Here is a 25527-nt window from a genome sequence, read left to right on the forward strand (position 1 = left end):
ATACTGTAAAGCAAAAGAGAGGTGTTTTTGTATGGAAAGTTCCGTGCATCCTTCTGTGGATTTCTTTTTGGGCGCTACAACGCCCGCCGGGTTCAAGGGCTACTTTGCGCCGCTGCGCCGGGAACCCGGGATGCAGCTGGTGCTGCTCAAAAGCGGGCCGGGCTGCGGCAAGTCTACCCTGATGAAGCGGCTGGCGCGCGCCGCACAGGACAAAGGCGAACCCATCCAGCGCATCCACTGCGCCAGCGACCCCGACAGTCTGGATGGCGTGGTGTTTCTGCGCCAGAAGCGCGCCATCATCGACGCCACCGCGCCCCATGTGGTGGAGCCGGAAGCCCCCGGCGCAGACGAGCGGGTGCTGAGTTTGTACCACACCATTGACGCCGATGCCCTGCACCCCCACAAGGACGAGGTGACCGCCCTGTTTGCCCGCAACCAGCTGCTGCGCAGCCGGGCGGCGCGGTATGTGGCCTCGGCGGGCAGCCTGCTGCTGGACAGCCGCCGCGCCGAGGCGTGCAGCGCAAACTTTGAGAAGGTGCGACGCTACGTCAAGCGGCTGTGCACCCGCCTGTTGCCCCGCACTGAGGAGATGGGCTCTGAAGAGCTGCGGCTGCTCTCGGCCATCACGCCCAAGGGCGAGGTGTTCTATCAGGGCACGGTGCAGGCACTGGCAGACCGGTGCATCCTCTTCCGGGACGACTACGGGGCAGTCTCCCGCCTGCTGCTGGAGCTCGTCCGCGCCGAGGCGCTGGCGCGGGGCTACCACATCATCACCTGCCCCTGCGCCATGCACCCGGAGGACAAGATTGACCACATTATCATCCCCTCCCTGCGGCTGGCGTTCCTGACCGACAACCGCTGGCATCCGGTGCGGCTGTCTGCGGCGCAGACCGTGCGGTGTAGCCGCTTTGTGGATAGGGAGAACCTTTCTGCCTGCCGTGCACGGCTGCGTTTCAACGAGCGCGCCGCCGCCGAGCTGTTGGAACAGGCCTGTGCCCTGATGGCGCAGGCAAAAAGCTGCCATGATGAACTGGAGACCTACTACCGCACCGTCGTGGACTTTGCACAGGTGGATGCCGCAGCCGCCCAGTGCATGGAGCTGTTCGGGGTAGGATAACGTAAACTACAACGGAGGTGAAACGCCTTGGCAAGCATCCATCTGCCCATCCGGCAGCTGGTGGAGTTTTTGCTGCGCACCGGCAGCATCGACAGCCGCTTTGCCGGCTTCGACCGCGCCAACGAGGGCGCACGCATCCACCGCAAGCTGCAAAAGGCCGCCGGGGAGGGCTATCAGGCCGAGGTATTCCTCAGCGCGGAGCGGGAAGCCTGCGGCATTGCCTTTACGCTGGAGGGCCGGGCAGACGGCATTTTCACCAACGAAACCGGCACTGTGACCATCGACGAGATCAAGACCACTACCGTCCCCTATGAGGAGATCACCGAGGAGCTGAACCCCTGCCACTGGGCGCAGGGCATGGTGTATGCCGCTATTTACAGCAGCCAGCAGGGGCTGGAAGCGCTGGCGGTGCGGCTGACCTATTACCAAGTTGACACCGACCAGCTTTTGCGCTTTACCCGGCAGTTCACCCGGCAGCAATTGGAACAGTTTTTGCAGCAGCTCCTAACGCAGTATGCCCCGTGGGCGCAGCGGCAGCTGGACTGGGACATCCGGCGCAGCCAGAGCCTTGCGGCGCTGCAATTTCCCTTTGCGGAGTACCGTCCCGGGCAGCGGGCGCTGGCGGGCGAGGTATACCGCGCCTGCCGCGCCGGAAAAAGCGCCGACCGCAAGGGTGGCACCCGCGTTTTTTGTCAGGCGCCCACCGGCATCGGCAAGACCATGAGCGCGCTCTTCCCTGCTTTAAAAGCCATGGGCGAGGGCTGCGGCGCAAAGCTGTTCTACCTGACCGCCCGCAACACCACCCAAGCCGCCGCCGAGGACGCGGTAGCGCGGCTGCGTGCCGCACAGCCCGGCCTTGCCCTGCGCAGCGTGACCCTGACCGCCAAGGAAAAGGCATGTCTGCACCCGGACGCCGAAGGGCACCCCGCCTGCCTGCCGGAGGTGTGTTCCTTTGCCAACGGCTACTACGACCGCCGCAAGGACGCGCTGGCGGCTCTGCTGGACGGCAGCGGCAGCTTCAGCCGCGCTGCGCTGGCAGACACCGCCCGGCAGTTCTCGGTGTGTCCCTTTGAGCTGGGACTGGACTTGAGCGAGTGGTGCGATGTGGTCATCGGGGACTACAACTATCTGTTTGACCCGGTGGTGCACCTCAAGCGTTTTTTCGATGCCGCCGGGGACTGGCTGTTCCTCATTGACGAGGCGCACAATCTGCCGGACAGAGCCCGCGCCATGTACTCGGCTCAGTTTGCCAAAAGCAGCCTGACCGAGGCAAAGCGGGCGCTGGGCAAGGGCAAAAGCAGCCTGAAAACCGCACTGACCAAGGCGGATAAAGTCTTTCTGGCGGCGCGCAAGGCCTGCGCACAGGCTGCGCCCCGCACAGGTGCAGAGCCCGCCGGGGAGACCGAGCCTACGCAGGTGAGCCTGCTGCCCGCCGAGACCGTCCCGGATTTCGCCTTACCGCAGCCACTGTACGCCCGGGACGGCACCGTGTTTTTGCAGCAGCTGCCTGCTGCCCTGCTCGCCGCTCTGCGGGCGGTGCATACTCCCTTGCAGGACTGGCTGGAACAGAACCCTGACGACCCCGCCCATGCGCAGTTGCTGGAGTTATACTTTGCCTTGCAGGATATCGCCCGCGCAGCTGACCGGTACGACAGCCATTTTGTCACCCAACTTACCGCCCGGGGCAGCGAGCTGGAGCTGCATCTGCTCTGCTTGGACCCCGCGCCCTTTGTGGACGCCAGTCTGGCGGCAGGGCGCAGCGCGGCGCTGTTCAGTGCCACTTTGACCCCGCCCGCTTTCTACCGCAACGTACTGGGCTGCGCCGATGCCCGGGCGGTGGCGCTGCCAAGCCCCTTCCCGCCGGAAAATCTGGGGCTGTTCTGCCTGCCGGGCATCTCCACCCGCTACCGCCAGCGGGAAGCCAGTGTGCCCGCCGTAGCCGATGCGCTGGCGGCGCTGGCAAAGGGCAAGACCGGCAATTATCTGGCGTTTTTCCCCAGCTACGCCTATTTGCAGCAGGTGTACGAGGCGTTTGCCGCCCGCTGGCCGGACATTCCCACCCTTGTGCAGCAGCGCAGCTTGGACGATGCCGGGCGCGCGGAGTTTCTGGCGCAGTTCGGCCCCCACCCTGCCAATACGCTGTTGGGCTTTGCCGTGATGGGCGGCATCTTTGGCGAGGGGGTAGACCTTGTGGGCGACCGGCTCATTGGCTGCGCCATCGTGGGGGTGGGTCTGCCGCAGGTGAATCCCCGGCAGGAGATGCTGCGCCGGTATTACGAGGAGCAGTCCGGCTGCGGCTTTGACTACGCCTACCGCTACCCGGGCATGAACAAGGTTCTGCAAGCCGCCGGGCGGGTGGTACGCACCCCACAGGACAAGGGTGTGGTACTGCTTTTGGACGACCGCTTTGCGCAGCCCGACACCGCCCGTCTGTTCCCGCCGCACTGGCAGCACATCCAGTATCTGCCCGGTACCGCCGCGCTGGAAACGGCGCTGAAAGGGTTCTGGGATACCTGAAACTGCAAAAGGAGTTGTTGCATCATGCGCAACAACTCCTTTTTGCTATAACCTTAATACTCCACGCCCTTCCGTGCAGCGATGCCCTTCTGGTAGGGGTGGCGACGGCAGCACATCTCTGTGAGGTAATCTGCGGCATCCAGCATCCACCCGGGGGCTGCGTGGGCGGTCAGGACACACTCCTGCCCAGCGGGGCGTTGCAGCACTGCCTGCTGCAACAGGGCTTTATCCACCATGTCCAGTTCCCACGCGCTGCCGGCTTCGTCCAGCACCAGCATATCACAGGGCTGCGCCAGCGCCGCCGCAAGGTTTTTGTTTTGCAAAGCGCGGGTAGCGGCCTTTTCGGCTTCGTTCATCTGAAAGACGAATTTCTGCCCGACCTTGCCCCGGTAAACGGTGGCGCCCAGCCGCTCCAGCAGCGGGATTTCCCCGCTCTGCCCGCCCTTTAAAAACTGCACGATGATCACCCGTTTTCCGCTGCCCAGTGCCCGCAGGGCAAGCCCCATGGCGGCTGTGGTCTTGCCCTTGCCGTCGCCGTAATACAGATGCAAAAGGCCTAAGCTTTCCATCGTCCTTCTCCTTTTTTTGTAGCAAAAGGCACCCGCAGCCCTGTGCTTGGCAGTACGGCTGCGGATGCCTTGTTATTTATGGTTCGCTTTTACTGGTACAGCGGGAACTCCCGGGTTAGGCGCAGGACGCGGTCGCTGATCTCGTCCTTCTTTTCCTCATAGTGCCAGATGCAGTCTGCAATGCAGTCCGCGATCACCTGCATCTCGGCTGCGCCCATGCCGCGGGTGGTGACAGCCGGGGTGCCCAGACGCACGCCGGAGGTCACAAAGGGGCTGCGGGTCTCGCCGGGGACGGTATTCTTGTTGGCGGTGATGTGCACGCTGTCCAGACGCTGCTCCAAGTCCTTGCCAGTGCACTCCTCGTCCCGCAGGTCAATGAGCATCAGGTGGTTGTCGGTGCCGCCGGATACCAGCTTGACCCCACGCTGCTGCAAGGCCGCAGCCAGCGCCTGTGCATTTTCCACGATCTTGCGGGCATATTCCTTGAACTCCGGCTTCAGTGCCTCGCCAAAGCAGACGGCTTTGGCTGCAATCACGTGCTCCAGCGGGCCGCCCTGCGTGCCGGGGAACACTGCCGAGTTGATGCGCTTGGCAATGATGGGGTTGTTGGTCAAAATCAGGCCACCGCGAGGTCCGCGCAGGGTCTTGTGGGTGGTGGTGGTCACCACATCGGCGTAGGGTACGGGGCTCTGGTGCTGACCGCCCGCCACCAGACCGGCAATGTGCGCCATATCCACCATCAGGTATGCGCCGTAGCCGTGGGCGATCTCGGCCAGTTTTTCAAAGTCGATGGCGCGGGGGTAGGCAGAAGCGCCCGCCACCAGCATCTTGGGGCGCACCTTGCGCACCTGCTTTTCCAGCTCAGCGTAGTCGACAACGCCGTCTGCGCCGACGCCGTAGGAGATGAAGTGGTAGTTTTTACCGGACATATTCACCGGAGAACCGTGGGTCAGGTGACCGCCCTGCGAAAGGTCCATGCCCATGACGGTATCGCCCAGCTCCAGCAGGGCAAAATACACGGCAAGGTTGGCCTGTGCGCCGGAATGGGGCTGGACGTTAGCGTACTTTGCCCCGAACAGCTGGCAGGCGCGCCGGATGGCAATATTCTCCACCTCGTCCACATAGACGCAGCCGCCGTAGTAGCGCTTGCCGGGCAGGCCCTCGGCGTACTTGTTGGTCAGCACGCTGCCCATGGCTGCCATCACGGCGGGCGAAACGATGTTCTCGCTGGCGATCAGCTCAATATTCTCGCGCTGACGGGTCAGCTCCCGCTCCATGGCTGCGCCCAGTTCCGGGTCGGCTGCATTGACCATGCCGATGGTGTCCATCATATCCTTGTACATTTTCCTTGCCCCTCTCCACAAAATGTTGCAGGTTCTCTCAGCGCAGCGCCCGCGCGGCGCTTGCTGCTGTAAGATAATCATAGCAGAAAGCGGCAGTGGCTTCAATCCTCTTTTCGCCAAAAGGCTTGCTTTTTTTGTCTGAAGTGTTTATTATGTTTGTATAAAAATGCGTTGTCGATTTTGTATATTTTTCAAGTTTCTTCCCCCACAGGTGAAGCGAGGTGTTTTGTATGACCATTGCCGAGGAAAAGCAGGCGCAGCGCGCTGCAGGCCGTGCCGCCCGCAAAGCGCTGGATGCACCGCAGCGCGCCGCCGCCAATGCGGCGCTGTGCCGCCGGGTGCTGGAACTGGACGCCTACCGCACCGCCCATACCCTTTTGCTCTACGCAGCCTTTGGAGGCGAAGCCGACCTTGCCGCCGTGGCTGCCGAGGCCGCACGGCAGGGCAAGACGGTGGCCTATCCGGTGTGCGGCGAGGGCTTTTCCCTTACCGCAGCCGTGCCGGGCGCGGACGGCTGGGCGGTGGGACAATACGGCATCCGCACGCCGGTGCCGGAGCGCTCTACCCTTTTGCAGCCGGAGCGGCTGGATCTGGTGCTGGTGCCCTGCACCGCCTTTGACGCAGACTGCCGCCGGGTGGGCATGGGCAAGGGCTACTACGACCGCTACCTGCCCCGCTGCACCCGGGCGGTGAAGATCGGCATCGCATTGGAAGCTCAGCGCGTCCCCCGCGCCGCCGTGGACGCCCACGACCAGCGGCTGGACGCCTTTGTAACAGAGAGGGGTATCTACACATGGAAATGAACGATCTAAGCTGCGCGCAGTTTCTGGCACAGCTTGCCAGCAAAGCGCCCACGCCGGGCGGCGGCGGCACGGCCGCGCTGGTGGGCGCTGCCGGTGTGGCGCTGGGCAACATGGTGGGATGTCTGACCACCGGCAAAAAGAAGTACGCCGTCGTGGAAGCGGACATTCAGGCACTGAACGCCCGGGCTGAAGCCCTTCGGCTGGAGCTGGAAGCGCTGGTACAGGCCGATGCCGATGCCTTTGCGCCACTGGCTGTGGCCTACGGCCTGCCCAAGGATACCCCGGAGCAGGCCGCGCACAAGGCCGCTATACTGGAAGCCGCATTGGACAGCGCAAGCGCCGTGCCGCTGCAGATCATGGAAAAGTGCGCCGAGGGCATCGCGCTGGCCGGACAGTACGCCGCCAAGGGCAGCGTGCTGGCGGTGTCGGACGCAGGGTGTGCCGCCGTGCTGTGCAAGGCCGCCCTGCAAGCCGCAAGCCTGAATGTATTCATCAATACAAAACTGATGGCAGACCGCGCCCGCGCCGCCGCGCTGAACGCCCGGGCAGACGCATTGCTTGCAGAGTTTGTGCCCCGGGCAGACGAAGTATTCACCGCCGTCAGCGGAAAACTCCGCAATAAATAATATCACAAATGAGGGAAAGTATATGGCAACGATTTTAAAGGGCGCGCCGGTGGTGGCCGCCATGAACGAGCGCAACGCGGCGCTTTGCGAGCAGTTGAAAGCCAAAGGCATCACCCCCACGCTGGCCGTGGTGCGGGTGGGCGAGCGGGAGGACGACCTCTCCTACGAGCGGGGCGTAATAACCCGCTGCGGCAAGGTGGGTGTCGCCGTCCGGCAGTTCGTGCTGCCTGCCGATGCCACGCAGGAGCAGCTGCTCCGGGTACTGGACGAGGTAAACACCGATGACGGCATCCACGGCTGTCTGCTGTTCCGCCCGCTGCCCAAGCAGTTCGACGACCGCACCATCCGCGCCGCTCTGCGCCCGGAAAAGGACATTGACGGCATTACGGACGCTTCGCTGGCTGGGGTGTTCACGAATACCGATTTGGGCTATGCCCCCTGCACCGCGCAGGCCTGCATGGAAATTTTGAAGTATTACAACGTCCCCCTTTCCGGCAAGCGTGCCGTGGTGGTGGGCCGCAGCCTTGTGGTGGGCAAGCCCGCCGCTATGATGCTGGACCGGGAAAATGCCACCGTGACCCTGTGCAACTCCCGCACCCGGAACCTACCGGAAGTGTGCAGGCAGGCCGACATCGTGGTGGTGGCCATGGGCAAAATGGCGGCTGTGGGCGCAGACTGTCTGCGGGCAGGCCAGACGGTCGTGGACGTGGGCATCCATGTAAACGAGGAGGGCAAACTCTGCGGTGACGTGCAGTTTGCCGCCGCAGAGCCGGTGGTGGACGCCATCACCCCCGTGCCCGGCGGCGTGGGCACCGTGACCACCTCGGTGCTGGTAGGGCATGTGGTGCAGGCGGCGTGCAAAAAGGCAGGGGTGGAATGCTAAAAAAATTATTTTAAGATAGAGCAAGCCCGGAAAGTCCGCAGACTTTCCGGGCTTGTATTTTTACGGACAGAATTGTAACGGGTATCAGCCCCGCACAAGGAGCAGCAGCAGGGCCGAGGCCACACACTGCAGAATGAGCCAGCGGGCTACCACCTGCTCGTCGCTCCAGCCCTTGCGCTTGCGCACATGGTCGTGGAGGGGGGTCAGGGTGTTTTTCAAGATCCAGATGTGCAGAAAACGCTTCAGGCTGATCTTCAAAATGCCCAAACTGCCGTCTGCGATGAACACGATAGCCGCCAGCAAAAAGGCAAACGGATGGCCGCACTTGAGCGACAGCATGGCGATGAAAAAGCCCATGGCGCGGCTGCCGGCATCGCCCATCAGCAGGCTGGAGGGCTTGGCATTGAGCCACAGGTAGGCCAGCAGCGCACCAATGAACACCACACCAGCCGTAGCATACGCACCCAGCTCGGTCTTATAGGCCAGCAGGTAGGTGCCAATGGTCACCACTGCCAGACTGGCGGAAAGGCCGTCCACACCGTCGGTGCAGTTGACCACGTTGATGCTTGCCCAGATCAGGATAACAATGAGCAGCAGGTACACCGCGTAGGGCAGCGTGAAGCTCCACTGCAAAAAGTGTACGCCGCAGCCATTGAAGTTCAGGTAGGTGACGCCCGCCAGCACCGCAATAACAAAATCAATGATGCCCTTTTTGTACTCGTTCCACGCGGTCTCGGCGGCATCGTCCAGATAGCCAGAGAGCATGGAGGCGATGAGCAGCACATTGTACACCACATACTCTGTGTTGAAGGGCAGGAACGCCAGCGACACCAGTGCGATGCACAGTACAAAGATCAGTCCGGAGCCTCGCGCCTTGCCCTTGGAAAGCTCGCCGTTCACCGCAAAGGCGCGGCCGTGGTCGTGGGGCAGTTTATCGCGGAAAATGGAATCCGTCAGGGCGGTCAGGACAAATGCCAGCAAAAACGCCATGGCATCTACGCCCCGCTGCCCGATGACAGAGGTAAGCATTTGGATCATAAGATAACATTCCTCTTTCTTTCTGTATAGTACGTTGTGAGTGTATCACGCCCTTGCCCAAAAATCAATCCCGGCAGCAAAATTCGCGTAGAAACCTATTTTCCGATTGAAGGCTTCCCCCGGTCGGGGGAAGCTGTCACCGCAGGTGACTGATGAGGGCGTAGGAGAACAGCAATTCACCTTAAATCCCCCTCATCCGTCTGCTCACTACGTTCGCAGCCACCTTCCCCCCAAGGGGTGAAGGCTTTTGCACTGGGTCAAGCGGCATAAATTGATTTCTATCGGCACAATTCACTTTGGATTGACTTTTCTCCCGCGGCTCTCTATAATAATGTATTAGTCTGTAGTTTTCACTCACAACGCAGGAGGTTCCATGTCCATTACACTTGAGCAGCTCTCTGCCCGGATGCGGCAGGGCGAGCAGGTGCCGCTGCGCCATACCGCACAGGTGGCGCTGACGCTGAGCATCCCTTCCATTTTGCAGCAGATCGTGGTCACCGCCATGGAGTACATCGACGCCGCCATGGTGGGACATATCGGTGCCGCCGCCACTGCCTCCATTGGCATCGTCAGTTCCAGCACATGGCTGCTGCACGGGATGCTGGCCGGGCTGTGCATGGCGTTTTCCATTCAGGTGGCGCAGTATCTGGGCGCAGACCGCCAGCAGGACGCCCGGGGCGTTTTGCGGCAGTCCATGCTGTTCAATTTAGTGGTGGGTCTTGCCGCAGCAGCCTTTGGTGTGGGCATCAGCCGGTTCCTGCCCGAGTGGCTGGGCGCAGACACGGCATTGCAGACAAACGCTTCGGCCTATTTTGCCATCTGGTCGGCTTCCCTGCCCTTCATCATGGCCATGGGCACCTATGCCGCCATGCTGCGCTCCACCGGCGATGCCCTGACCCCCGGCCTGATCAGCGTGTTCACCTGCGTGCTGGACATCATCTTCAACTTTTTCCTCATCAACCCCACCCGGGAGATGACGGTATTCGGCCAGAACCTCACGGTCTGGGGTCTGGGCTGGGGCGTACCGGGCGCAGCACTGGGTACAGCCCTTGCCAACGCTGTGGGCGGTACGCTGGCGCTGGGCGTTCTGCTGCTGCGGGACGGCCCACTGTGCATCCGCAAGCCCGGCTCTTGGCACATTACCCGCGCCTGCCTGCACAACGTATGGAAGGTGGGCGCACCGCTGGCGGCAGAGCGCGCCGCCCTGTCCTCGGCACAGGTGCTGCTGGTGCGCATCGTGTCCGGGCTGGGCACTACCGCCATTGCCGCCAACAGTTTGGGGGTCAGCGCCGAGAGTCTGTGCTACATGGCGGGCTACGGCATTCAGGACGCTGCCCTTGCGCTGGTGGGACAGGCCGTGGGCGCAAACCGCCGGGACATGGCCAAGCGCTTTGCGTGGCTGTGCACCGCCATGGGCATGGGCATCATGGCACTGACCGGCGTGGGGCTGTATGTGTTTGCCCCGCAGCTGATGGGCATTTTTACCGCCGATGCCGCCGTTATTGCGCTGGGCGCACGGGTGCTGCGCATCGAAGCCTTTGCCGAGCCGATGTTCGGGGCAAGCATCGTGGCCAGCGGCTCCATGCAGGGCGCGGGCGACAGCACCGGCTGCTTTATCCTGAACCTTGTCAGCATGTGGGGCGTGCGGCTGACTTTGGCAGTCCTGTTGGCTCCCCACTTTGGGCTGGTGGGCGTATGGGTGGCCATGTGCGCGGAGCTTTGCACCCGCGGCGCACTGTTTTTGCTGCGCATGGCGCGGGGCAAATGGCTGGATAAGGGCGCGTTGGCGTAAATGATGAGGGGGCTTTCTGTTACCCCCTCAGGCGCTAACGCGCCAGATTCCCCCTTTTGTCACCTACGGTGACATCTTCCCCCGGAGCGGGGGAAGTCTTTCCTCAAGGGGACGCCTTTGCCTAGAAGGGAAACTTTCCGGCATAACCAAAAGCCGTCCCCTTGGGGAAGGTGGCTTGCCGCGCAGCGGCAAGCCGGAAGGGGTAAGCCCTCTAAATAGAGAAAGAGCCGGAAAGTCCGCGGACTTTCCGGCTCTCTGTTATCTCAGCAGCTTACTTGCGGCCATGCAGGATGGGAGACAGGGGCTTATAGATCAGCAGACACAGCACGGCGTCCAGCAGACCCTTGACCAGCGTGAAGGGCATATTAAAGATCACAAGGCACTTGATCAGGCTGTCGGCAGAGGGCAGAATGGCCTGATACATGCCCAGAATGGCTTCCAGCGGCATGTGGTAGAACTGCACATAGGCCGGGTAGGTGATGAAGTAGTTGGAGGGCACGCTGAACACGGCCATAACGGCTGCACCGGCGATGGCGCCCAGAATGGCGGTTTTACGGCTCTTGTGGCGCTTGTAGACAAAGCCCGCCACAGCGGAGAACACCGCACCCAGCATAAAGTTGCACAGCTCGCCCACGCAGGCGGTGGAGGTGCCCTTGATGATGATGTGCAGCAGGTTCTTCATAAAGCTGATGACCACGCCGTACACCGGGCCCAGTGCAAAGGCGCCCAGCAGGGCGGGCAGGTCGGAGAAGTCCATCTTGACAAAGGACGGGATGAGCATCGGCAGCGGGAACTCGATGAACATCAGGATAAAGGCGACCGCGCTGAGCATGGCGGCAACGGTCAGGTTGTGGGTGGTATTCTTTTTCATGGTAGTTGTCCTCCCCGGGGTGTACTCCCCGTTCAAATTTGTTCGGAAAGCCCTTTTCGCGCTGGATCGAACCGGAAAGACAAACCAAAAAGCGCCCTGCTGCAACCAAAAAACTGCAACAGGGCGCACAGACGCAATTTGCCTGCCGTTTCTTGCATCCGGACTATACCGTTGGTCCCGGAGTTGCACCGGGTCAGCACCCTTGCGGGTGGTCGCGGACTTTACCGCCAGTGGGGAATTGCACCCCGCCCTGAAACGAACTTTCTGGCCTAGAGTATAGCGCGGTACTGCGGCGCTGTCAAGCCCCCTTTCCAAAAAGTTTGCACATTTTTTATCAAAGTGTGTTTTCACCTTTCTTTCCTTGCCCCGGGCGGCGGAGTATGCTATCATAATATGCGTTGTGAAAAAACACAGGAGGTTTTCCATGATTTTCTCGATCCGTAACCTTGGCTTCGAGCTTGGCTCGCTGTTGCTGGAGGGCTGGGCAGCCTTTGCTGCCCGCGTGGTGTGCGCGGCGCTGTTGCTGGTGCTTGGCTGGCTGGCGCGGCAGCTTTTGTCCCGCCGGGTATGCCCTGCCCTGCTGCGCCGCAGCTGGCGGCTGGCAGGTACGCCCATTCTGCTGCGCAGCTTTGCCGTGCCGGTGCAGCGGCTCACCCTTGCGGCGTTCATCTATGCCGCAGCGGCCAGCCTGCCGTGGGCAATTGCCGGCGTAAGCAAATTTCTGCTGATGGTCTTTGAACTTGCCGCCACCTTTTTTGTGTGTCAGGGACTGTACGCCGCCGCCGACCTTACCGACCTTTTGCTGGCAAACTGCGGCGAGGAGGTGCGCGCCAACCGCACCCTGACCACCCTGCTGAACAAGGTGTACAAAGTTCTCATCGTAGTTCTGGGCATTATGACCATGGCGCAGGAGACCGGCCTGCCGGTGGGCAGCATCGTAGCCAGTGCGGGTCTTGTCGGTCTGACTATCTCTCTGGCCGCACAGGACAGCGCCAAAAATCTGTTCAGCGGGCTGGTCATCCTGCTGGACCGGCCCTTTTCCATCGGTGACTGGATCACCGTGGGCGATGTTTCCGGCGAGGTGGTGGACATCAACTTCCGCTCCACCAAAGTCCGCGCACTGGATAACTCGGTGTACATCCTGACCAACAGCACGGTCAGCTCTGCCACCATCAACAACGGTACTTTGCGTAACAAGCGGCTGTACCGCTTCACCCTCGGGGTCACCTACGACACCACCCGTCCCCAACTGGAACAGCTGATGACCGACCTGACCGCCATGCTCAAGGCCAGCCCCTACACCTACGAGGACTCGGTGCTGGTGGAGCTGAGCGGCTTTGGGGCTTCCAGCATCGACCTGCTGGTGTCTGCCTATCTGCGCACCGCCGACATGACCCGCTTTTTGCAGATGCAGAACGATTTGAATCTCGACCTGATGGACGTGATGCAGAAAAACGGTGTGGACTTCGCCTTCCCCTCCACCACCGTGTATCTGGAAAAGACCAGCGAAAACTAAAAGACGATCCAGAATGGCCGCCGCATACGCTTTGGCCATTTTCAGCGGAATTCTATTTCTATTTTATGTTTGCCGCGGCTTGTAGGCCGCGGCAAACGCATTTTTACGGATCAAATCAAAGAAACGCCTGTTTTGTTGTAAAAAGCAGGCACTTTTGCCCTATGATTTCCCATCCGGTCATGTTATTCTTATAGCGCACCCGCATACACTGCGGGACACGCCATCAAATCATCTGTGGAGGAACTTTTCCTATGACACAGCTTTTGCTGCCAATTATTTACCTGGCCTTTATCAGCCTTGGCCTGCCGGATTCTCTGCTGGGGTCCGCATGGCCCACCATGTACCCCCAGCTGGGCGTTCCCTTTTCCTATGCGGGCATCCTGTCCATGATCATCTCGCTGGGCACCATCGTTTCCAGCCTGAACAGCGACCGGCTCACCCGGGCGCTGGGCACGGGCAGAGTGACCGCCCTCAGCGTGGGCATGACCGCTGCGGCGCTGTTCGGTTTCTCGGTCTCCGGCCAGTTCTGGATGCTCTGTCTGTGGGCTGTCCCCTACGGTCTGGGTGCGGGCAGCGTGGATGCCGCCCTGAACAACTACGTTGCCCTGCATTACGAAAGCCGCCACATGAGCTGGCTGCACTGTATGTGGGGCGTGGGCACTACCATCGGCCCTGTGGTGATGGGCGCAGCGCTTTCCGGCGGGCTGAGCTGGAACAGCGGCTACCGGTACATCGCCCTGTTCCAGATCGCACTGACTGCCGTGCTTTTTTGCAGCCTGCCCCTGTGGCATAAACGCCCCGACGCCGCCCCGGACGGCACCGCGCCCAAGGCGCTGACCCTGCCGCAGGTGTTCGCGCTGCCGGGCGCGAAGGAAGTGATGCTTTGCTTCTTCTGCTACTGTGCGCTGGAGACCACCGCCGGGCTCTGGGCAAGCAGCTACCTGACCCTTGTGCGGCAGGTGCCCGCCCAGACGGCTGCCAGCTTTGCCAGCCTGTTCTATATCGGCATCACAGTGGGGCGGGGCGTCTGCGGCTTTCTGACCTTAAAGCTGAGCGACGACCAGATGATTCGTCTGGGGTTTGCGGTGCTGGGCGTGGGCATTGCCGCCCTGCTGCTGCCCGGGGCGCAGGTCTTTGCGCTGGCAGGGCTTGTGCTGGTAGGGCTGGGCTGTGCGCCCATCTACCCCAGCATCATCCACGCCACCCCGGCGCACTTCGGCGTACAAAATTCTCAGGCCGTCATCGGCATCCAGATGAGCAGCGCCTATGTGGGCAATCTTGCCATGCCGCCGCTGTTCGGTCTGCTGGCCAACAGCATCACCCCGGCGCTATTCCCCTTCTATCTGCTGGTATTTCTGGTGCTGATGGCGCTGATGCACCGGCAGCTGGTGCGCAAAACAGCGCACACCTGAAAGGGTCCAGCCCGCTAAAGTTAAAGGGACTGCCGTACCTCATTTGGTGCGGCAGTCCCTTTGCTATTTATTCAGTTATTTGTAAAGAACTGCGTTCAGAACTTATTGAGCATCTTTTTCAGCTTTGCCAGTTCCTCTGCATCGCGGGTGTCATCCAGCAGGGTGAGGGCATCGTTGAAATAGTTGCGGTCCAGATAAGAGTGGGTGGCATTGGCGTGGGCAGCCATAGCCTCCAGCACGGCATAACCGGAGCGCACCAGCGGGTGGGTGGCAGGCACGCTGCCGCCCTCGGCCACCAGCGCAAACTTGCTTTCTGCCATATCCTCCAGCAGGGCGCTGTAAGCGTTGTTGGGGTCGGTGCCGTGGTTCTGCAGACCCTGATACAGCAGCTGTGCCACAAAACCCAGCGTAGAAGCCGTATACCAGTTACCATTGAAATTATTGGGGTTCGCGGCCTTATCGGTGACCGGGGAGTTGATCTTGTTGGTCAGGTACACGACCACCAGGTTCTCCACGGGGTCGATCATGGTCAACGTACCGGTCCAGCCCTGATGGCCAATGGTATTGGAGGGTGCCTGCGTACCGAAATACCAGCAGCGCTGGTTGTCGCCCTCACGCCACCAGCCCAGACCCCAGTTGGCAGCGTCCTCCTTCTTGGGTGCGGTAAAGGCGTCCATCACGTTGCGGGAGAAGTAGCGGTTCTCGCCGTAGCCGCCGGTCAGCATGACCGAGGCCAGTTTTGCCAGCTCGGTAGCGTTGGAGAACAGGCCTGCATGGCCAGAAATACCGCCCATCGCGTAGTAGCACTTCTCGTCGTGCACCTGGCCCTGAATGGTGGCGGTGCGCACGCCGGTGAAAGAGATGGCACCATCGCGGGTGTTGCCGTTCAGCTCGGTGGCGGCGCAGTCGTTGGCGGCAAAGCCGTTCAGCAGGGGGTTGTAGGTGGTATGGGTCAGACCCATAGGATCCCAGAAGGTCTCCTTCAGGAAGGCGTCCAGCCCCTTGCCGGTGATGGCTTCAATGGCGAAGGCCAGCAGCATATAGTCCACGTCGGAGTAAACGGTCTTGGTGCCCGGCTTGTACATCAGCGGGGTCTTGAAGATGGACTTGAGGGTCGCGGCGCGGGTTGCAGCGCTGCCGTCCCAACCGGAGAAGAGCAGGTTGGTGGCACCGGAAACGGTCTTTTGAGAGCACTGGTCAAAGGAATCGTTGTGGTACTGGGGGTCTGCAGGGAAGCCTGCCTGATGGCGCAGGATATCGCGCAGGGTCAGTTCTGCCTTCCACTGCTTGTTGACCTTCAGGCCCGGGTTCTCGTAGCCGTTGTAGGTAATGTCGATGGTGTCCTCCACAAAGGCGCTGCCCAGCAGGTCTACCAGACGGCTGTCCAAATTGGCCTTGCCCTGCGTGACGAGGTACTGTAATGCGTAGTTTGCAGTGTACATCTTGGTGTTGGAGGCCAGATCGTACAGGGTATCGTTGGTCACAGCCGGGCTGTCGGTCTTGGGGGTGCCGTCCGGATTATAGGAGTTCACCTTGCCCCATGCGTTCTGATACACCAGCTTGCCGTTTTTCACAACAGCCATCTGTGCGCTGGGGAAGCCGTTGTTCACATCTGCCTGAATGATCTGCTCCAGCAGTTCCAGTGCATCGCGGTCAATGCCCACGTCCTGCAGGCTGCCCTCCTGCACGGTGGGGTAGCCCACCCGCACGGTCACCTTTTTGCCGCGGGGACGGATGCCGCCCACTTGAATGGTGTTGCGGCCGTTGATAGTCTGGCCGGAAATATCCACGTTCCACACGCCGCCTGCCGCCATGGCAGCGGTGTTGATCTGGCGGTTATTGACGAACAGGTTAAAACCGGTCACGCCCGCCTCGGGCTCCACGCACAGCGTTCCCTGCCCTGCGTAGCCCACAAAGGTGTACATGTGGTTCATGGCCAGCGTATCGTCCAGACCCTTCCAGTTGGGGAACACCGGCTCGCCCTGCCAGCCGCCGCTCACGCTGCCGCGGCTGGTCACCTTGACCGAGGCCGCCTTTTTAGGGACGAGGTTCAGGGAGTTGGTATCCTCCGCTGCGGCGGCTGCGGGCTCGGCAGCAGAGGCTGCCCCGGCGGTGCACACGTTGAGCGCCATCATGCCCAGACCGGCAACGCTGCCCTTCAGGAACGTTTTACGGGAAAATTTGGTTGACATGGTAAGGTCCTCCCATTCTTTTTGCCGCAATGCGACAATATGCCTGTATTCGTGCTTTTTTGTCCCGCAGCAGCGGGACTGCCTTACGCCCCGAATTGTACGCGAGACGAAACAAAATGTCAATCATGTTTTCGTCTTGTGGCACAAAGTTTTGTGTTTCTCAGTTTTTCGCCTATTTTGGCACATTGTTTTACGTTTTGTTTCAAGTTTTCATGCGTTTTGTATACAACCAGCCGCAAAAATGTGTAAAAAAAGCCGCCGCACAAACCCTTGTGCAGCGGCTTCGGTTCATAATTTTTCTTACAGAATGCGGGCGCTGATGGCGTTTGCCACTTGAAACAGATCTTTCTGCCCGATAAAGCCGAACTTGGCCTCGTGGCCGTCCGCAAAGCAGACCGTCAGCTGGGACGCCTGCAGCGGGTCGCCAAAGCCCGCTGTCTGGATGCCGTAGTGCAGCACCTTACGGTAGGGCAGCACAAAAAGCTGCTGCCGCGTGCCCGTGACCCCCTGCATATCCACCATGATGATGCGGTGGCTGGTGAACACCACCTGATCGCGCACCGTCTTGTAAGCGCCCACGATCTGCTCGCCCTCCAGCAGCAGGGCGTTGATATTTTTGCAGATATCCTTCTCCTGCAAGCGGATAAGATTCTCCATCGGTTTATCGCGGAATTCCATAGCGGCGTTCCCCCTTCAGCATTTTGATGGCTCTATTGTAGCATTTCCGCCGCCGATTGGCAAGATGGCTGCCCGGACAAAAAGAAAAGACCCGAACCGTTCAAGGTTCAGGTCTTGTGGAGCGGGTAATGGGAATCGAACCCACCTCCTCAGCTTGGAAGGCTGATATACTAGCCGATGTACTATACCCGCAATTGCAGAAAGAATTATACCATAAATTTGTGCAAATGTCCAGTATGAATTTAGGGGTTGCAAATCTGTAAACGCTTTGCAGTCTGTCCCCTGTGAGTGGGACGATTTGAAATGGTCTCCGCTTCGCTCTGACCATATTCCGCGGAAAGGTTCTTTATAATTTTGCGTTTGTCGCACTCTGCGGAGTGCTCCAAACGCATTTTTCACCGGAGGGGCTGCGACCGGGAGCGGCATTTGCACATCTTGCCGTCCTCGCCCTCTCAGTCTTTGCTTCGCAAATCCAGCTCTCCCAAAGGGAGAGCCAAGAGCGCTGCCGGAAGCTTCCTCATTACACCTAATGCTTTCGCAATGGGCTTTACGGCTTGGCTCCCCCCTTGGGGAGCTGGCGCGAGAGCGCCTGAGAGGACGTAACTGACGCGTCCGCAAACTTTGTACTTTAGCCGGAAATATCACCGCTATGCCAAGGACTCCCTCCCCGAGAGAGCTGTCACGGCGTAAGCCGTGACTGAGGGAGTTCAGCACGGCAGATACAAGAAAAGCACCACACATTTCTGTGCGATGCTTTTTTCTGGTGGAGATTACCGGGATCGAACCGGTGACCTCTTGCATGCCATGCAAGCGCTCTCCCAGCTGAGCTAAACCCCCAGATGTTTGGCTTTGTGCCTGACGACATGGGTTATTATACCAGCCGGAGGGGCGCTTGTCAACGGTTTTTTACAAAAATCTATCCTCTTTTTTCGGCAGCGCTGCTCGCCCCGCCGCTTTTGACGCATCTGCGTTTTTCCCGGAGTTGCTCTGTCGCAAAAGGCTACTGCATCACCTATCCCATTTGTCGCACAGAGCGTTGATCTGGTCGGCAAATTTTGCCAGATCTTTATTTGCACCGCCCTCGTTGTGCTCGATGACCCGCAGCAGGCGCTTACCGGCGCTGAGCAGCCGCTGGAACACGGTAGCGGCGCGGTTTGTACCCTCGCCAGTTCTCTGCTCCACGCGGACCTTTGTGCCCTCTTGCAGGCAGACTGCGCCTTCGGCACCAATGGCCCACTGCGCACCGTTGTAGGGTGCACAGGCGGTAAAGCCCTGCTCGGTCAGGGTGTCCACGAAGCGGTTTTCCACCTCGTCCTCGCCGTGGATCACGAACACCCGCCGGGGCTTTTCCGTAAAGGCATTCACCCAGCGCAGCAGACCGTCTTTGTCCGCGTGGCCGGACATACCGGTCAGCTGGCAGATCTCGGCCTTTACCTCAATGGGCTCACCGAACAGCTTGACCAAGTCCGTTCCTTCAATGAGAGTGCGTCCCAAGGTGCCCACCGCCTGAAAGCCCACGAAGAGGATGGTGCACTCCGGCCGCCACAGGTTGTGCTTGAGGTGGTGGCGGATGCGTCCGGCTTCGCACATGCCGCTGGCAGACAGGATGACCTTGGGCGTGCGGTCGGTGTTGATCATGCGGGAATCATCGCTGGTCACGCTGATGCGCAGCCCCGGCACGTTGATGGGGTCGATTCCCTTTTCCAGCAACGCGCGGGTCTGGGTGTCAAAGCAGTCGGGGTCTGTATCCCGGAAGATGCGGGTGGCCTCGGTAGCCAGTGGGCTGTCGATGTAGACCGGGAAGTTGCCGTGCCCTTTGACCAGCCCTTTTTCCTTGATTTCCCGCAAAAAATACAGCATCTCCTGCGTGCGTCCCACCGCAAAGCTGGGCACCACCACGTTGCCGCCCCGGTCAAAGGTGCGCTGCAAGATTTTTGCCAGCTCTGCCACATAGTCCGGCCGGGGGTCGTGGTTGCGGTCGCCGTAGGTGGACTCCATGAACACATAGTCCGCCTGCTGGATATAGGTGGGGTCTTTTATGATGGGCTGATTCAGATTGCCGATATCGCCGGAGAACACCAGCTTTGTGGTGGTGCTGCCCTCGGTGATCCACAGCTCGATGCTGGCAGAGCCCAGCAGGTGCCCCACGTCCACAAAGCGTGCTTCGATGCCCGGGGCAAGCTTAATGCGCTTGCCGTACTCCACACCCAAGAACAGGCGGCAGGCGGCCTCGGCATCCTGCACGGTGTACATGGGCTCCACCGGCTCTGCGCCGGAGCGCTTGCCCTTGCGGTTTTTCCACTCGGCTTCAAACTCCTGAATATGCGCCGAGTCCCGCAGCATAATGCCGCACAGCTCCACCGTGGGGATGGTGGCATAGATCCTGCCCCGGAAGCCGTTGTGCGCCAGCAGCGGCAAAAGGCCGGTATGGTCGATATGGGCATGGGTGATGAGCACAAAGTCGATCTCGCCGGGGGCTACGGGCAGGGGCTGGTTTTCGTACACATTTTTACCCTGCTCCATGCCGTAGTCGATGAGAAACCGCTGCCCTGCCGCTTCCAGCATGGTGCAGCTGCCGGTCACCTCATGGTTCGCGCCTAAAAATGTCAGCTTCAATGCAAAACACCTCCGGTTCGTTTTATAGCTTTAGTATAGCATATTTTTAAGGTTCACGCCGCACAAATCTGCGGGAAGTTTACGGGCATAATGCTGAATTGCAGAAAAAATTTTTATACAATCTTGACAAACCACCCTGTTCTGTTATAAACTTAGATTTGTATGACGTTCGTTCGTATTTTATAAGTCTTTTTAAATAGAGAGGTAGAAATTTATGGTTCGTAACGATTTGCGCAACGTTGCCATTATCGCTCACGTTGACCACGGCAAGACCACCCTGGTGGATGCCCTGCTGCGTCAGAGCGGCGCTTTCCGCGACAATCAGGCCGTGGCCGAGCGCGTGATGGACAGCGGCGATATCGAGCGTGAGCGCGGCATCACCATTCTGGCTAAGAACTGCTCCTGCACCTACAAGGGCGTTAAGATCAACATCGTCGACACCCCGGGCCACGCCGACTTTGGCGGCGAGGTGGAGCGCGTGCTGAAGATGGTCAACGGCGTGCTGCTGCTGGTGGACGCTGCCGAGGGCTGCATGCCCCAGACCCGCTTTGTGCTGCAGAAGGCTTTGCAGCAGAACCTGAGCCTGGTGGTGGCTATCAACAAGATCGACCGCCCTGACGCCCGCATCAAGGAAGTCATCGACGAGGTGCTGTACCTGCTGATGGACCTGGGCGCTACCGACGAACAGCTGGACTGCCCCATCCTGTTCTGCTGCGGCCGTGACGGCACCGCCAGCCTGGACCCGGATGTGCCGGGCACCGACCTGATCCCCCTGTTCGACACCCTGCTGAGCACCATCAAGCCGCCCGAGGGTGACCCTGAGGCTCCCTTCCAGATGCTGGTGTCCTCTGTGGACTACAACGACTTCGTGGGCCGCATCGGCATCGGCCGCATCCAGAACGGTGTTGCCAAGGTAGGCGAGGAAGTGGTCGTGTGCGACTGGCACAACCCCGACCTGAAGATGCGCGGCCGTCTGACCAAGCTGTACGACTTCCAGGCCAACGGCCGTCAGCCCTGCGACAACATCACCGCAGGTGATATCGTGGCATTCTCCGGTCTGCCGGACGTGACCATCGGCAACACCCTGTGCAGCCCCTCCAACGTGGAGCCGCTGCCCTTCGTCAAGATCAACGACCCCACCGTGGAGATGACCTTCTCGGTCAACGACAGCCCGCTGGCCGGCCGTGAGGGCAAGTTCGTCACCAGCCGTCAGATCCGCGACCGTCTGCAGAAGGAACTGCTGAAGGACGTGGCCCTGAAGGTGGAGGACTCCGCCACCACTGATTCCTTCCGTGTCATGGGCCGTGGTGAGATGCACCTGTCCATCCTCATCGAGACCATGCGCCGTGAAGGCTATGAGCTGCAGGTCTCTCCCCCGCACGTTCTGACCAAGGTGATCGACGGCAAGACTTACGAGCCCATGGAGCATGTCGTCATCGACGTGCCCACCCAGTATCAGGGTGCCGTCATGACCGGTCTGGGCCAGCGCAAGGCCATCCTGCAGCAGATGGAGTCCCTGGGCTCTGACCGTGTGCGTCTGGAGTTCCGGATGCCCAGCCGCGGCCTGTTCGGCTACCGCAACCAGTTCCTGACCGATACCCACGGCGAGGGCATCATCAACCAGATCTTTGACGGCTACGACGTCTGGGCTGGCATGATCGCCAACCGCTCCACCGGTTCTCTGGTCAGCTTTGAGACCGGCGAGGCCGTCACCTACGGCCTGTTCAACGCTCAGCAGCGCGGCACCCTGCTGGTGGGCCCCGGCGAGAAGGTGTACGAGGGCATGGTCATCGGCTACACCGCTTCCGGCGAGGATGTGGACGTGAACGTCTGCAAGACCAAGCACCTGACCAACACCCGTTCTTCCGGCTCCGACGACGCTCTGCGCCTGATCCCCATCAGCAAGCTGAGCCTCGAGGGCTGCCTGGAGTTCCTGGCACAGGACGAGCTGCTGGAGGTCACCCCGGAGAACCTGCGTATCCGCAAGCAGATCCTGAACCATGAGCAGCGCATGAAGGCCAAGAGCAAGCTGAAGTAATCTCAAAAAAGCATCCTTATTATAGCGGCGCAGAAGCACCTACGGGCGTTTTTGCGCTGCTTTTTTCATGGCTGACAAATTCCTCAGCATTTTTTGCAAAAAGGGCTTGCAAAAGTGCGGTAACTGCGGTATAATATCTCTCGCAGTCACTGATATGCCTCTTTAGCTCAGTCGGTTAGAGCACCTGACTGTTAATCAGGGTGTCGCCTGTTCGAGTCAGGCAAGAGGCGCCAGCAAGCGATGGATATTCTTCCATCGCTTTTTTGTTTATCTGCATCTTTTTCGCCCTTTCTTTACGGTTCTTAAAAAATAGTGCCTTGAAGAACCCTAGTGGATGTGGTATACTTTTATAAGTTTATAGGCGTGGAAAAGGTACTGTGCAGGCTGCACAGTCTTTTCTGCCCACAGACAGGCGCTCCCCGGTCAGAAGACTGCCGTGCAGGAGCGCAGTTTTTTCGTTGGTCAAATCAGCAGGCCGGCCGGTAGCTTTGTGCGGCAAACACGGGGCGGCAGGGCAGCTTGGTGTCGTTTGAATAAATCTTGAGAGTAAAAGGAAACATCTATGCGTTATACCTACGTCCGGCAGCACGATACCACCGACTGTGCGGCTGCCTGTCTGGCCATGGTGTGCCTGCACTACAAAAAGGAAGTTACCATCACCCGCCTGCGGGATATGATGGGCACCGACCTGAAAGGCACCAACCTTGTCGGCCTGCAAAAAGCCGCCAATGAACTTGGTTTTACCACCGCCGCAGTCCGTGTGGACCGCGAAAACTTTCTGAGTGATTTCTCACTTCCCTGTATTGCGCAGGTCATTACCGATCAGGGCTTGGCGCACTTTGTTGTGGTGTTCAAAAAGACCACCATCAAGGACGAGGGCGCGCGCCGCAAGCACATGCTGCAGGACGCCGAAGCCCGCAAGGAAAACGAGGAAAAAGGCAAAAAGCATAAGTGCAAGGATTACGTCATCATCGGCGACCCCGGCACGGAGCTGAAAAAGATCAGTCTGGACGAGTTCTACAAGAACTTCACCGGCGTGCTGCTGCTGATGAACCCCACCTCGGAGTTCAAGGGCGGTAAGATCGAAAAGGGCGGCATGATGAAGCGGTATATCAACCTGCTGCTGCCCCAGAAGAAACTGTTCTTCTATGCCATCCTCAGCTCGGTGATCACCACCATACTGGGCATCGCGTCCTCCATGTTCAATAAGATCCTGATGGACGAGGTGCTGCCCTACGGGCTGAACAACCTGCTGGTCACCTTGATCTTGGTGTTCAGTGTGGTCAGCATTACCAGTACCCTGATCGGCTTTGTGCGCCAATGGGTGCTGATCCATCTGTCCATCAAGATCGATATCCCGCTGATGCTGGGGTACTTCGGGCACATCTTCAACCTGCCCATGAAGTTCTTTGCCACCCGCAAGACCGGTGATATCACCACCCGTTACTCGGACGCAAACACCATCAAATCCATCTTTACCAGCATTGCGCTGAGCCTTGTGATGGATATTTCCATGGCTGTCATCACCGGTATCATCCTGTTCCGCATGAACGCCATGCTGTTCTCTATCTCGCTGTTCATGGCGCTGGTCAGCATTTTGCTGGTGCTGATCTACAAGCAGCCCTATAAAAAGATCAACGAAGAGAGCATGGCACAGTCTGCCGCGCTGAACAGCCAGATGATCGAGAGCCTGCGCGGCATCGAGACCGTCAAGTGCAACGCTAACGAGCAGACCGAGCTGGATAATCTGGAACGCGAGTACATGAAGAGCTTGAAGATCAGCCTGCGTTCCAGCCGCATCAGCACCACGCAGGGTCTGATCTCCTCCTTCATCTCCACCGGCTTCAGTATGCTGACCACCTATGTGGGCATCACGCAGGTGCTGAACGGCGAAATGACGCTGGGCGGCTTTATGGCGTTCAGCACCCTGTCCGGCTACTTCACCTCCCCCCTGAGCAACCTGATCGGCCTGCAGATGGAAATTCAGGAAGCCAGCATCTCCATGAAGCGTCTGACCGAGATCATGGACTACCCTGCCGAGTACGAGACCGCAGACGGCGTGGAGCAGAGCGAGATGAGCAAGGTGGAGGGTGACATCGAGTTCAAGGACGTTACCTTCCGCTACGGCAACCGCGCCCCCGCGCTGGATCATGTCAGCTTTACCATCCCCGCCGGTAAAAAGGTGGCGCTGGTGGGCGGCAGCGGCAGCGGCAAATCCACCATTACCAAGCTGCTGCTGAAATACTACGACCCCGAGGACGGCGAGATCGATGTGAACGGCGTGAATCTGGCCGAGTACACCAACAGTTCTGTGCGCCGTGCCATTGCTTATGTGCCCCAGAACATCGAGCTGTTCAGCAAGACCATCTACGACAACATCCGCATCTCCCGCATGGACGCCACGCTGGACGAGGTGAAGGAAGCAGCCAAAAAGGCCGACGCTCACGAGTTTATCCGTCACCTGCCGCTGCAGTACAACACCTATCTGGAGGAAGCCGGCAACGGCCTGTCCGGTGGTGAGAAGCAGCGTATCGCACTGGCGCGTGCCTTCCTGAAGGACTCCAACCTCTACATTCTGGACGAGTCCACCAGTAATCTGGACTTTGCCACCGAGACGCTGATCTTCAACATGATCTACGAGCAGCTGGCGGACCGCTCCATGCTGATCGTGGCACACCGCCTTTCCACCATCCGTGACTGTGACCTGATCCTTGTGATGGATCACGGTAAGATCGTGGAGCGCGGCAACCATGAGGAACTGATGGCAAAGGATGGTCGCTATGCCGAGCTGTGGAACATGCAGCAGGGCATCTTCCGCAAGCACAAGCCCGAGCCCGCTCCGCAAATGCCTTCCGCTGTGGTGGAAGAGGACGACGACGGCGAGTCCATCACCTACTGACCGCACCGCATCCGCAGCCTTTGCCCGGATGCCGCATAAGCTTTTTCCCGCTGGGGAAACCAAAGAATGCCTCGTTATGGTGTGCCCGGAGGCAGACGCTTCCGGGCACCTTTTTGTTTCGGCTTACATTAAAAATAACAGGATTAGGGGTAATTTATCATGAATGAAATCAAAGTTGCTGAAAACAAGACCCTCAAGCTGACCAATGTCCTCTCCCGCACTCTGCACCCGGAGGAGCTGGCTAACCTACCGGTCATCCTGACCCAGATGCAGAATTTTATGAAGAGCAACGGCGTGCAGCCCATCGGCCCGCTGGTGCAGGCGATCAAGCCCGGTACCGGCCCGGATCAGCTGCCGGAGATGTACATGATGCAGCAGGCCACCCAGATGATCCCCAACATGGAGCCCGGCTACCACATGGACGCTGTGCTGCGGGTAAAGAACTGCCTGTATGCCCACTACACCGGCCCGCTGAGCCAAAGCCAGCTGGCCTCCTCTAAGCTGCAGATCCATGCTTTTGAGAACGACATCAAGATGACCGGCAGCAGCTACACCATCTATGTCAATCAGGACGATGACGATGCCGTGGTCGATGTATTTATGGAGACCAAATAATT

18 protein-coding genes, 3 tRNA genes and 1 riboswitch are annotated in these 25527 nt (G+C 59.7%); of the genes, 12 read left to right on the top strand and 9 right to left on the bottom strand.

Annotation, left to right across the window (positions count from 1 at the left end; all coding sequences use genetic code 11):
• The first annotated feature begins 31 nt into the window (after positions 1-31).
• Together MTP36_RS09710 and MTP36_RS09715 are read left to right on the top strand one after the other, a co-directional pair.
• Positions 32-1117: a hypothetical protein gene (locus MTP36_RS09710; RefSeq protein WP_249248818.1), complete on the top strand. Its 1086-nt coding sequence runs from the start codon at positions 32-34 to the stop codon at positions 1115-1117.
• 27 nt (positions 1118-1144) lie between these two features.
• Positions 1145-3634, top strand: a complete 2490-nt coding sequence (locus tag MTP36_RS09715) for an ATP-dependent DNA helicase (protein ID WP_249248847.1) — start codon at positions 1145-1147, stop codon at positions 3632-3634.
• Between the two features lie 53 nt (positions 3635-3687).
• Here the strand turns inward: MTP36_RS09715 and MTP36_RS09720 are convergent, their stop codons facing one another.
• Positions 3688-4203, bottom strand: a complete 516-nt coding sequence (locus MTP36_RS09720) for a cob(I)yrinic acid a,c-diamide adenosyltransferase (RefSeq protein WP_249248864.1) — start codon at positions 4201-4203, stop codon at positions 3688-3690.
• Between the two features lie 89 nt (positions 4204-4292).
• Entirely contained in the window at positions 4293-5546 is a 1254-nt protein-coding gene (glyA, locus tag MTP36_RS09725; RefSeq protein ID WP_249248866.1) for a serine hydroxymethyltransferase, read from the bottom strand.
• Between the two features lie 230 nt (positions 5547-5776).
• On the opposite strand from glyA, the gene MTP36_RS09730 reads away from it, so the two are divergent.
• Genes MTP36_RS09730 through MTP36_RS09740 form a run of 3 tightly spaced genes read left to right on the top strand, consistent with a single transcriptional unit; the run spans position 5777 to position 7858 of the window.
• Positions 5777-6349: a 5-formyltetrahydrofolate cyclo-ligase gene (locus MTP36_RS09730; protein ID WP_249248868.1), complete on the top strand. Its 573-nt coding sequence runs from the start codon at positions 5777-5779 to the stop codon at positions 6347-6349.
• Positions 6346-6975: a cyclodeaminase/cyclohydrolase family protein gene (locus tag MTP36_RS09735; RefSeq protein WP_442900185.1), complete on the top strand. Its 630-nt coding sequence runs from the start codon at positions 6346-6348 to the stop codon at positions 6973-6975. Before MTP36_RS09730 ends, MTP36_RS09735 begins: the two co-directional genes overlap by 4 nt.
• A 22-nt stretch (positions 6976-6997) precedes the next feature.
• Complete coding sequence (locus MTP36_RS09740) at positions 6998-7858, top strand: bifunctional 5,10-methylenetetrahydrofolate dehydrogenase/5,10-methenyltetrahydrofolate cyclohydrolase (protein ID WP_249248873.1); 861 nt, start codon at positions 6998-7000, stop codon at positions 7856-7858.
• Between the two features lie 84 nt (positions 7859-7942).
• Here MTP36_RS09740 and MTP36_RS09745 read toward each other — a convergent pair whose 3' ends face one another.
• Complete coding sequence (locus tag MTP36_RS09745) at positions 7943-8896, bottom strand: phospho-N-acetylmuramoyl-pentapeptide-transferase (RefSeq protein ID WP_236131857.1); 954 nt, start codon at positions 8894-8896, stop codon at positions 7943-7945.
• Positions 8897-9269: 373 nt separating this feature from the next.
• Between MTP36_RS09745 and MTP36_RS09750 the strand changes: the two genes are divergently transcribed.
• Complete coding sequence (locus MTP36_RS09750) at positions 9270-10688, top strand: MATE family efflux transporter (protein ID WP_249248875.1); 1419 nt, start codon at positions 9270-9272, stop codon at positions 10686-10688.
• A gap of 271 nt (positions 10689-10959) precedes the next feature.
• Here MTP36_RS09750 and MTP36_RS09755 read toward each other — a convergent pair whose 3' ends face one another.
• Positions 10960-11559: an ECF transporter S component gene (locus MTP36_RS09755; RefSeq protein ID WP_005926789.1), complete on the bottom strand. Its 600-nt coding sequence runs from the start codon at positions 11557-11559 to the stop codon at positions 10960-10962.
• A gap of 142 nt (positions 11560-11701) precedes the next feature.
• A riboswitch (FMN riboswitch) is annotated at positions 11702-11821 on the bottom strand.
• Between the two features lie 162 nt (positions 11822-11983).
• Here MTP36_RS09755 and MTP36_RS09760 point away from each other — a divergent pair.
• Positions 11984-13075, top strand: a complete 1092-nt coding sequence (locus MTP36_RS09760; protein ID WP_249248878.1) for a mechanosensitive ion channel family protein — start codon at positions 11984-11986, stop codon at positions 13073-13075.
• A 251-nt stretch (positions 13076-13326) separates the two neighbouring features.
• A complete protein-coding gene (locus tag MTP36_RS09765) occupies positions 13327-14487 on the top strand; it encodes an MFS transporter (protein WP_249248880.1) in 1161 nt (386 codons plus the stop codon).
• 95 nt (positions 14488-14582) lie between these two features.
• On the opposite strand, the gene pbp4b is transcribed toward MTP36_RS09765, so the two are convergent.
• The 5 genes from pbp4b to MTP36_RS09790 all read right to left on the bottom strand — a co-directional run bounded on the left by pbp4b (position 14583) and on the right by MTP36_RS09790 (position 19973).
• A complete protein-coding gene (gene pbp4b, locus MTP36_RS09770; protein WP_249248882.1) occupies positions 14583-16679 on the bottom strand; it encodes a penicillin binding protein PBP4B in 2097 nt (698 codons plus the stop codon).
• A 300-nt stretch (positions 16680-16979) separates the two neighbouring features.
• Positions 16980-17357, bottom strand: a complete 378-nt coding sequence (locus tag MTP36_RS09775) for a PH domain-containing protein (RefSeq protein ID WP_097780052.1) — start codon at positions 17355-17357, stop codon at positions 16980-16982.
• A 117-nt stretch (positions 17358-17474) separates the two neighbouring features.
• Positions 17475-17549, bottom strand: a tRNA-Gly gene (locus MTP36_RS09780).
• A gap of 569 nt (positions 17550-18118) precedes the next feature.
• Positions 18119-18194 (bottom strand) — tRNA-Ala (locus tag MTP36_RS09785).
• Positions 18195-18365: 171 nt separating this feature from the next.
• Positions 18366-19973 (bottom strand): MBL fold metallo-hydrolase RNA specificity domain-containing protein, encoded by a 1608-nt coding sequence (locus tag MTP36_RS09790; RefSeq protein WP_249248884.1) that lies wholly within the window; start codon positions 19971-19973, stop codon positions 18366-18368.
• A gap of 214 nt (positions 19974-20187) precedes the next feature.
• Here MTP36_RS09790 and typA point away from each other — a divergent pair, with 214 nt between their 5' ends.
• The 4 genes from typA (at position 20188) to MTP36_RS09810 (ending at position 25525) form a co-directional block, all read left to right on the top strand.
• Positions 20188-22011, top strand: a complete 1824-nt coding sequence (gene typA / locus MTP36_RS09795; RefSeq protein ID WP_055184795.1) for a translational GTPase TypA — start codon at positions 20188-20190, stop codon at positions 22009-22011.
• A gap of 156 nt (positions 22012-22167) precedes the next feature.
• Positions 22168-22244 (top strand) — tRNA-Asn (locus MTP36_RS09800).
• A 329-nt stretch (positions 22245-22573) separates the two neighbouring features.
• Positions 22574-24910, top strand: coding sequence for a peptidase domain-containing ABC transporter (locus MTP36_RS09805; RefSeq protein ID WP_249248900.1), 2337 nt, complete (start codon positions 22574-22576; stop codon positions 24908-24910).
• Between the two features lie 159 nt (positions 24911-25069).
• Positions 25070-25525 (top strand): hypothetical protein, encoded by a 456-nt coding sequence (locus tag MTP36_RS09810; protein ID WP_055184800.1) that lies wholly within the window; start codon positions 25070-25072, stop codon positions 25523-25525.
• Positions 25526-25527 lie beyond the last annotated feature (2 nt).

The organism is Faecalibacterium sp. I4-1-79 (assembly GCF_023347235.1).
Taxonomy (GTDB): Bacteria; Bacillota; Clostridia; order Oscillospirales; family Ruminococcaceae; genus Faecalibacterium; species Faecalibacterium tardum.

Coding starts and splice junctions, on each gene's coding strand:
- MTP36_RS09710 (WP_249248818.1), top strand. CDS start 32: ATGGAAAGTTCCGTGCATCCTTCTGTGGATTTCTTTTTGGGCGCTACA.
- pbp4b (WP_249248882.1), bottom strand. CDS start 16,679: ATGTCAACCAAATTTTCCCGTAAAACGTTCCTGAAGGGCAGCGTTGCC.
- MTP36_RS09810 (WP_055184800.1), top strand. CDS start 25,070: ATGAATGAAATCAAAGTTGCTGAAAACAAGACCCTCAAGCTGACCAAT.
- typA (WP_055184795.1), top strand. CDS start 20,188: ATGGTTCGTAACGATTTGCGCAACGTTGCCATTATCGCTCACGTTGAC.
- MTP36_RS09730 (WP_249248868.1), top strand. CDS start 5,777: ATGACCATTGCCGAGGAAAAGCAGGCGCAGCGCGCTGCAGGCCGTGCC.
- MTP36_RS09775 (WP_097780052.1), bottom strand. CDS start 17,357: ATGGAATTCCGCGATAAACCGATGGAGAATCTTATCCGCTTGCAGGAG.
- MTP36_RS09805 (WP_249248900.1), top strand. CDS start 22,574: ATGCGTTATACCTACGTCCGGCAGCACGATACCACCGACTGTGCGGCT.
- MTP36_RS09765 (WP_249248880.1), top strand. CDS start 13,327: ATGACACAGCTTTTGCTGCCAATTATTTACCTGGCCTTTATCAGCCTT.
- glyA (WP_249248866.1), bottom strand. CDS start 5,546: ATGTACAAGGATATGATGGACACCATCGGCATGGTCAATGCAGCCGAC.
- MTP36_RS09735 (WP_442900185.1), top strand. CDS start 6,346: ATGAACGATCTAAGCTGCGCGCAGTTTCTGGCACAGCTTGCCAGCAAA.
- MTP36_RS09720 (WP_249248864.1), bottom strand. CDS start 4,203: ATGGAAAGCTTAGGCCTTTTGCATCTGTATTACGGCGACGGCAAGGGC.
- MTP36_RS09750 (WP_249248875.1), top strand. CDS start 9,270: ATGTCCATTACACTTGAGCAGCTCTCTGCCCGGATGCGGCAGGGCGAG.
- MTP36_RS09740 (WP_249248873.1), top strand. CDS start 6,998: ATGGCAACGATTTTAAAGGGCGCGCCGGTGGTGGCCGCCATGAACGAG.
- MTP36_RS09760 (WP_249248878.1), top strand. CDS start 11,984: ATGATTTTCTCGATCCGTAACCTTGGCTTCGAGCTTGGCTCGCTGTTG.
- MTP36_RS09745 (WP_236131857.1), bottom strand. CDS start 8,896: ATGATCCAAATGCTTACCTCTGTCATCGGGCAGCGGGGCGTAGATGCC.
- MTP36_RS09755 (WP_005926789.1), bottom strand. CDS start 11,559: ATGAAAAAGAATACCACCCACAACCTGACCGTTGCCGCCATGCTCAGC.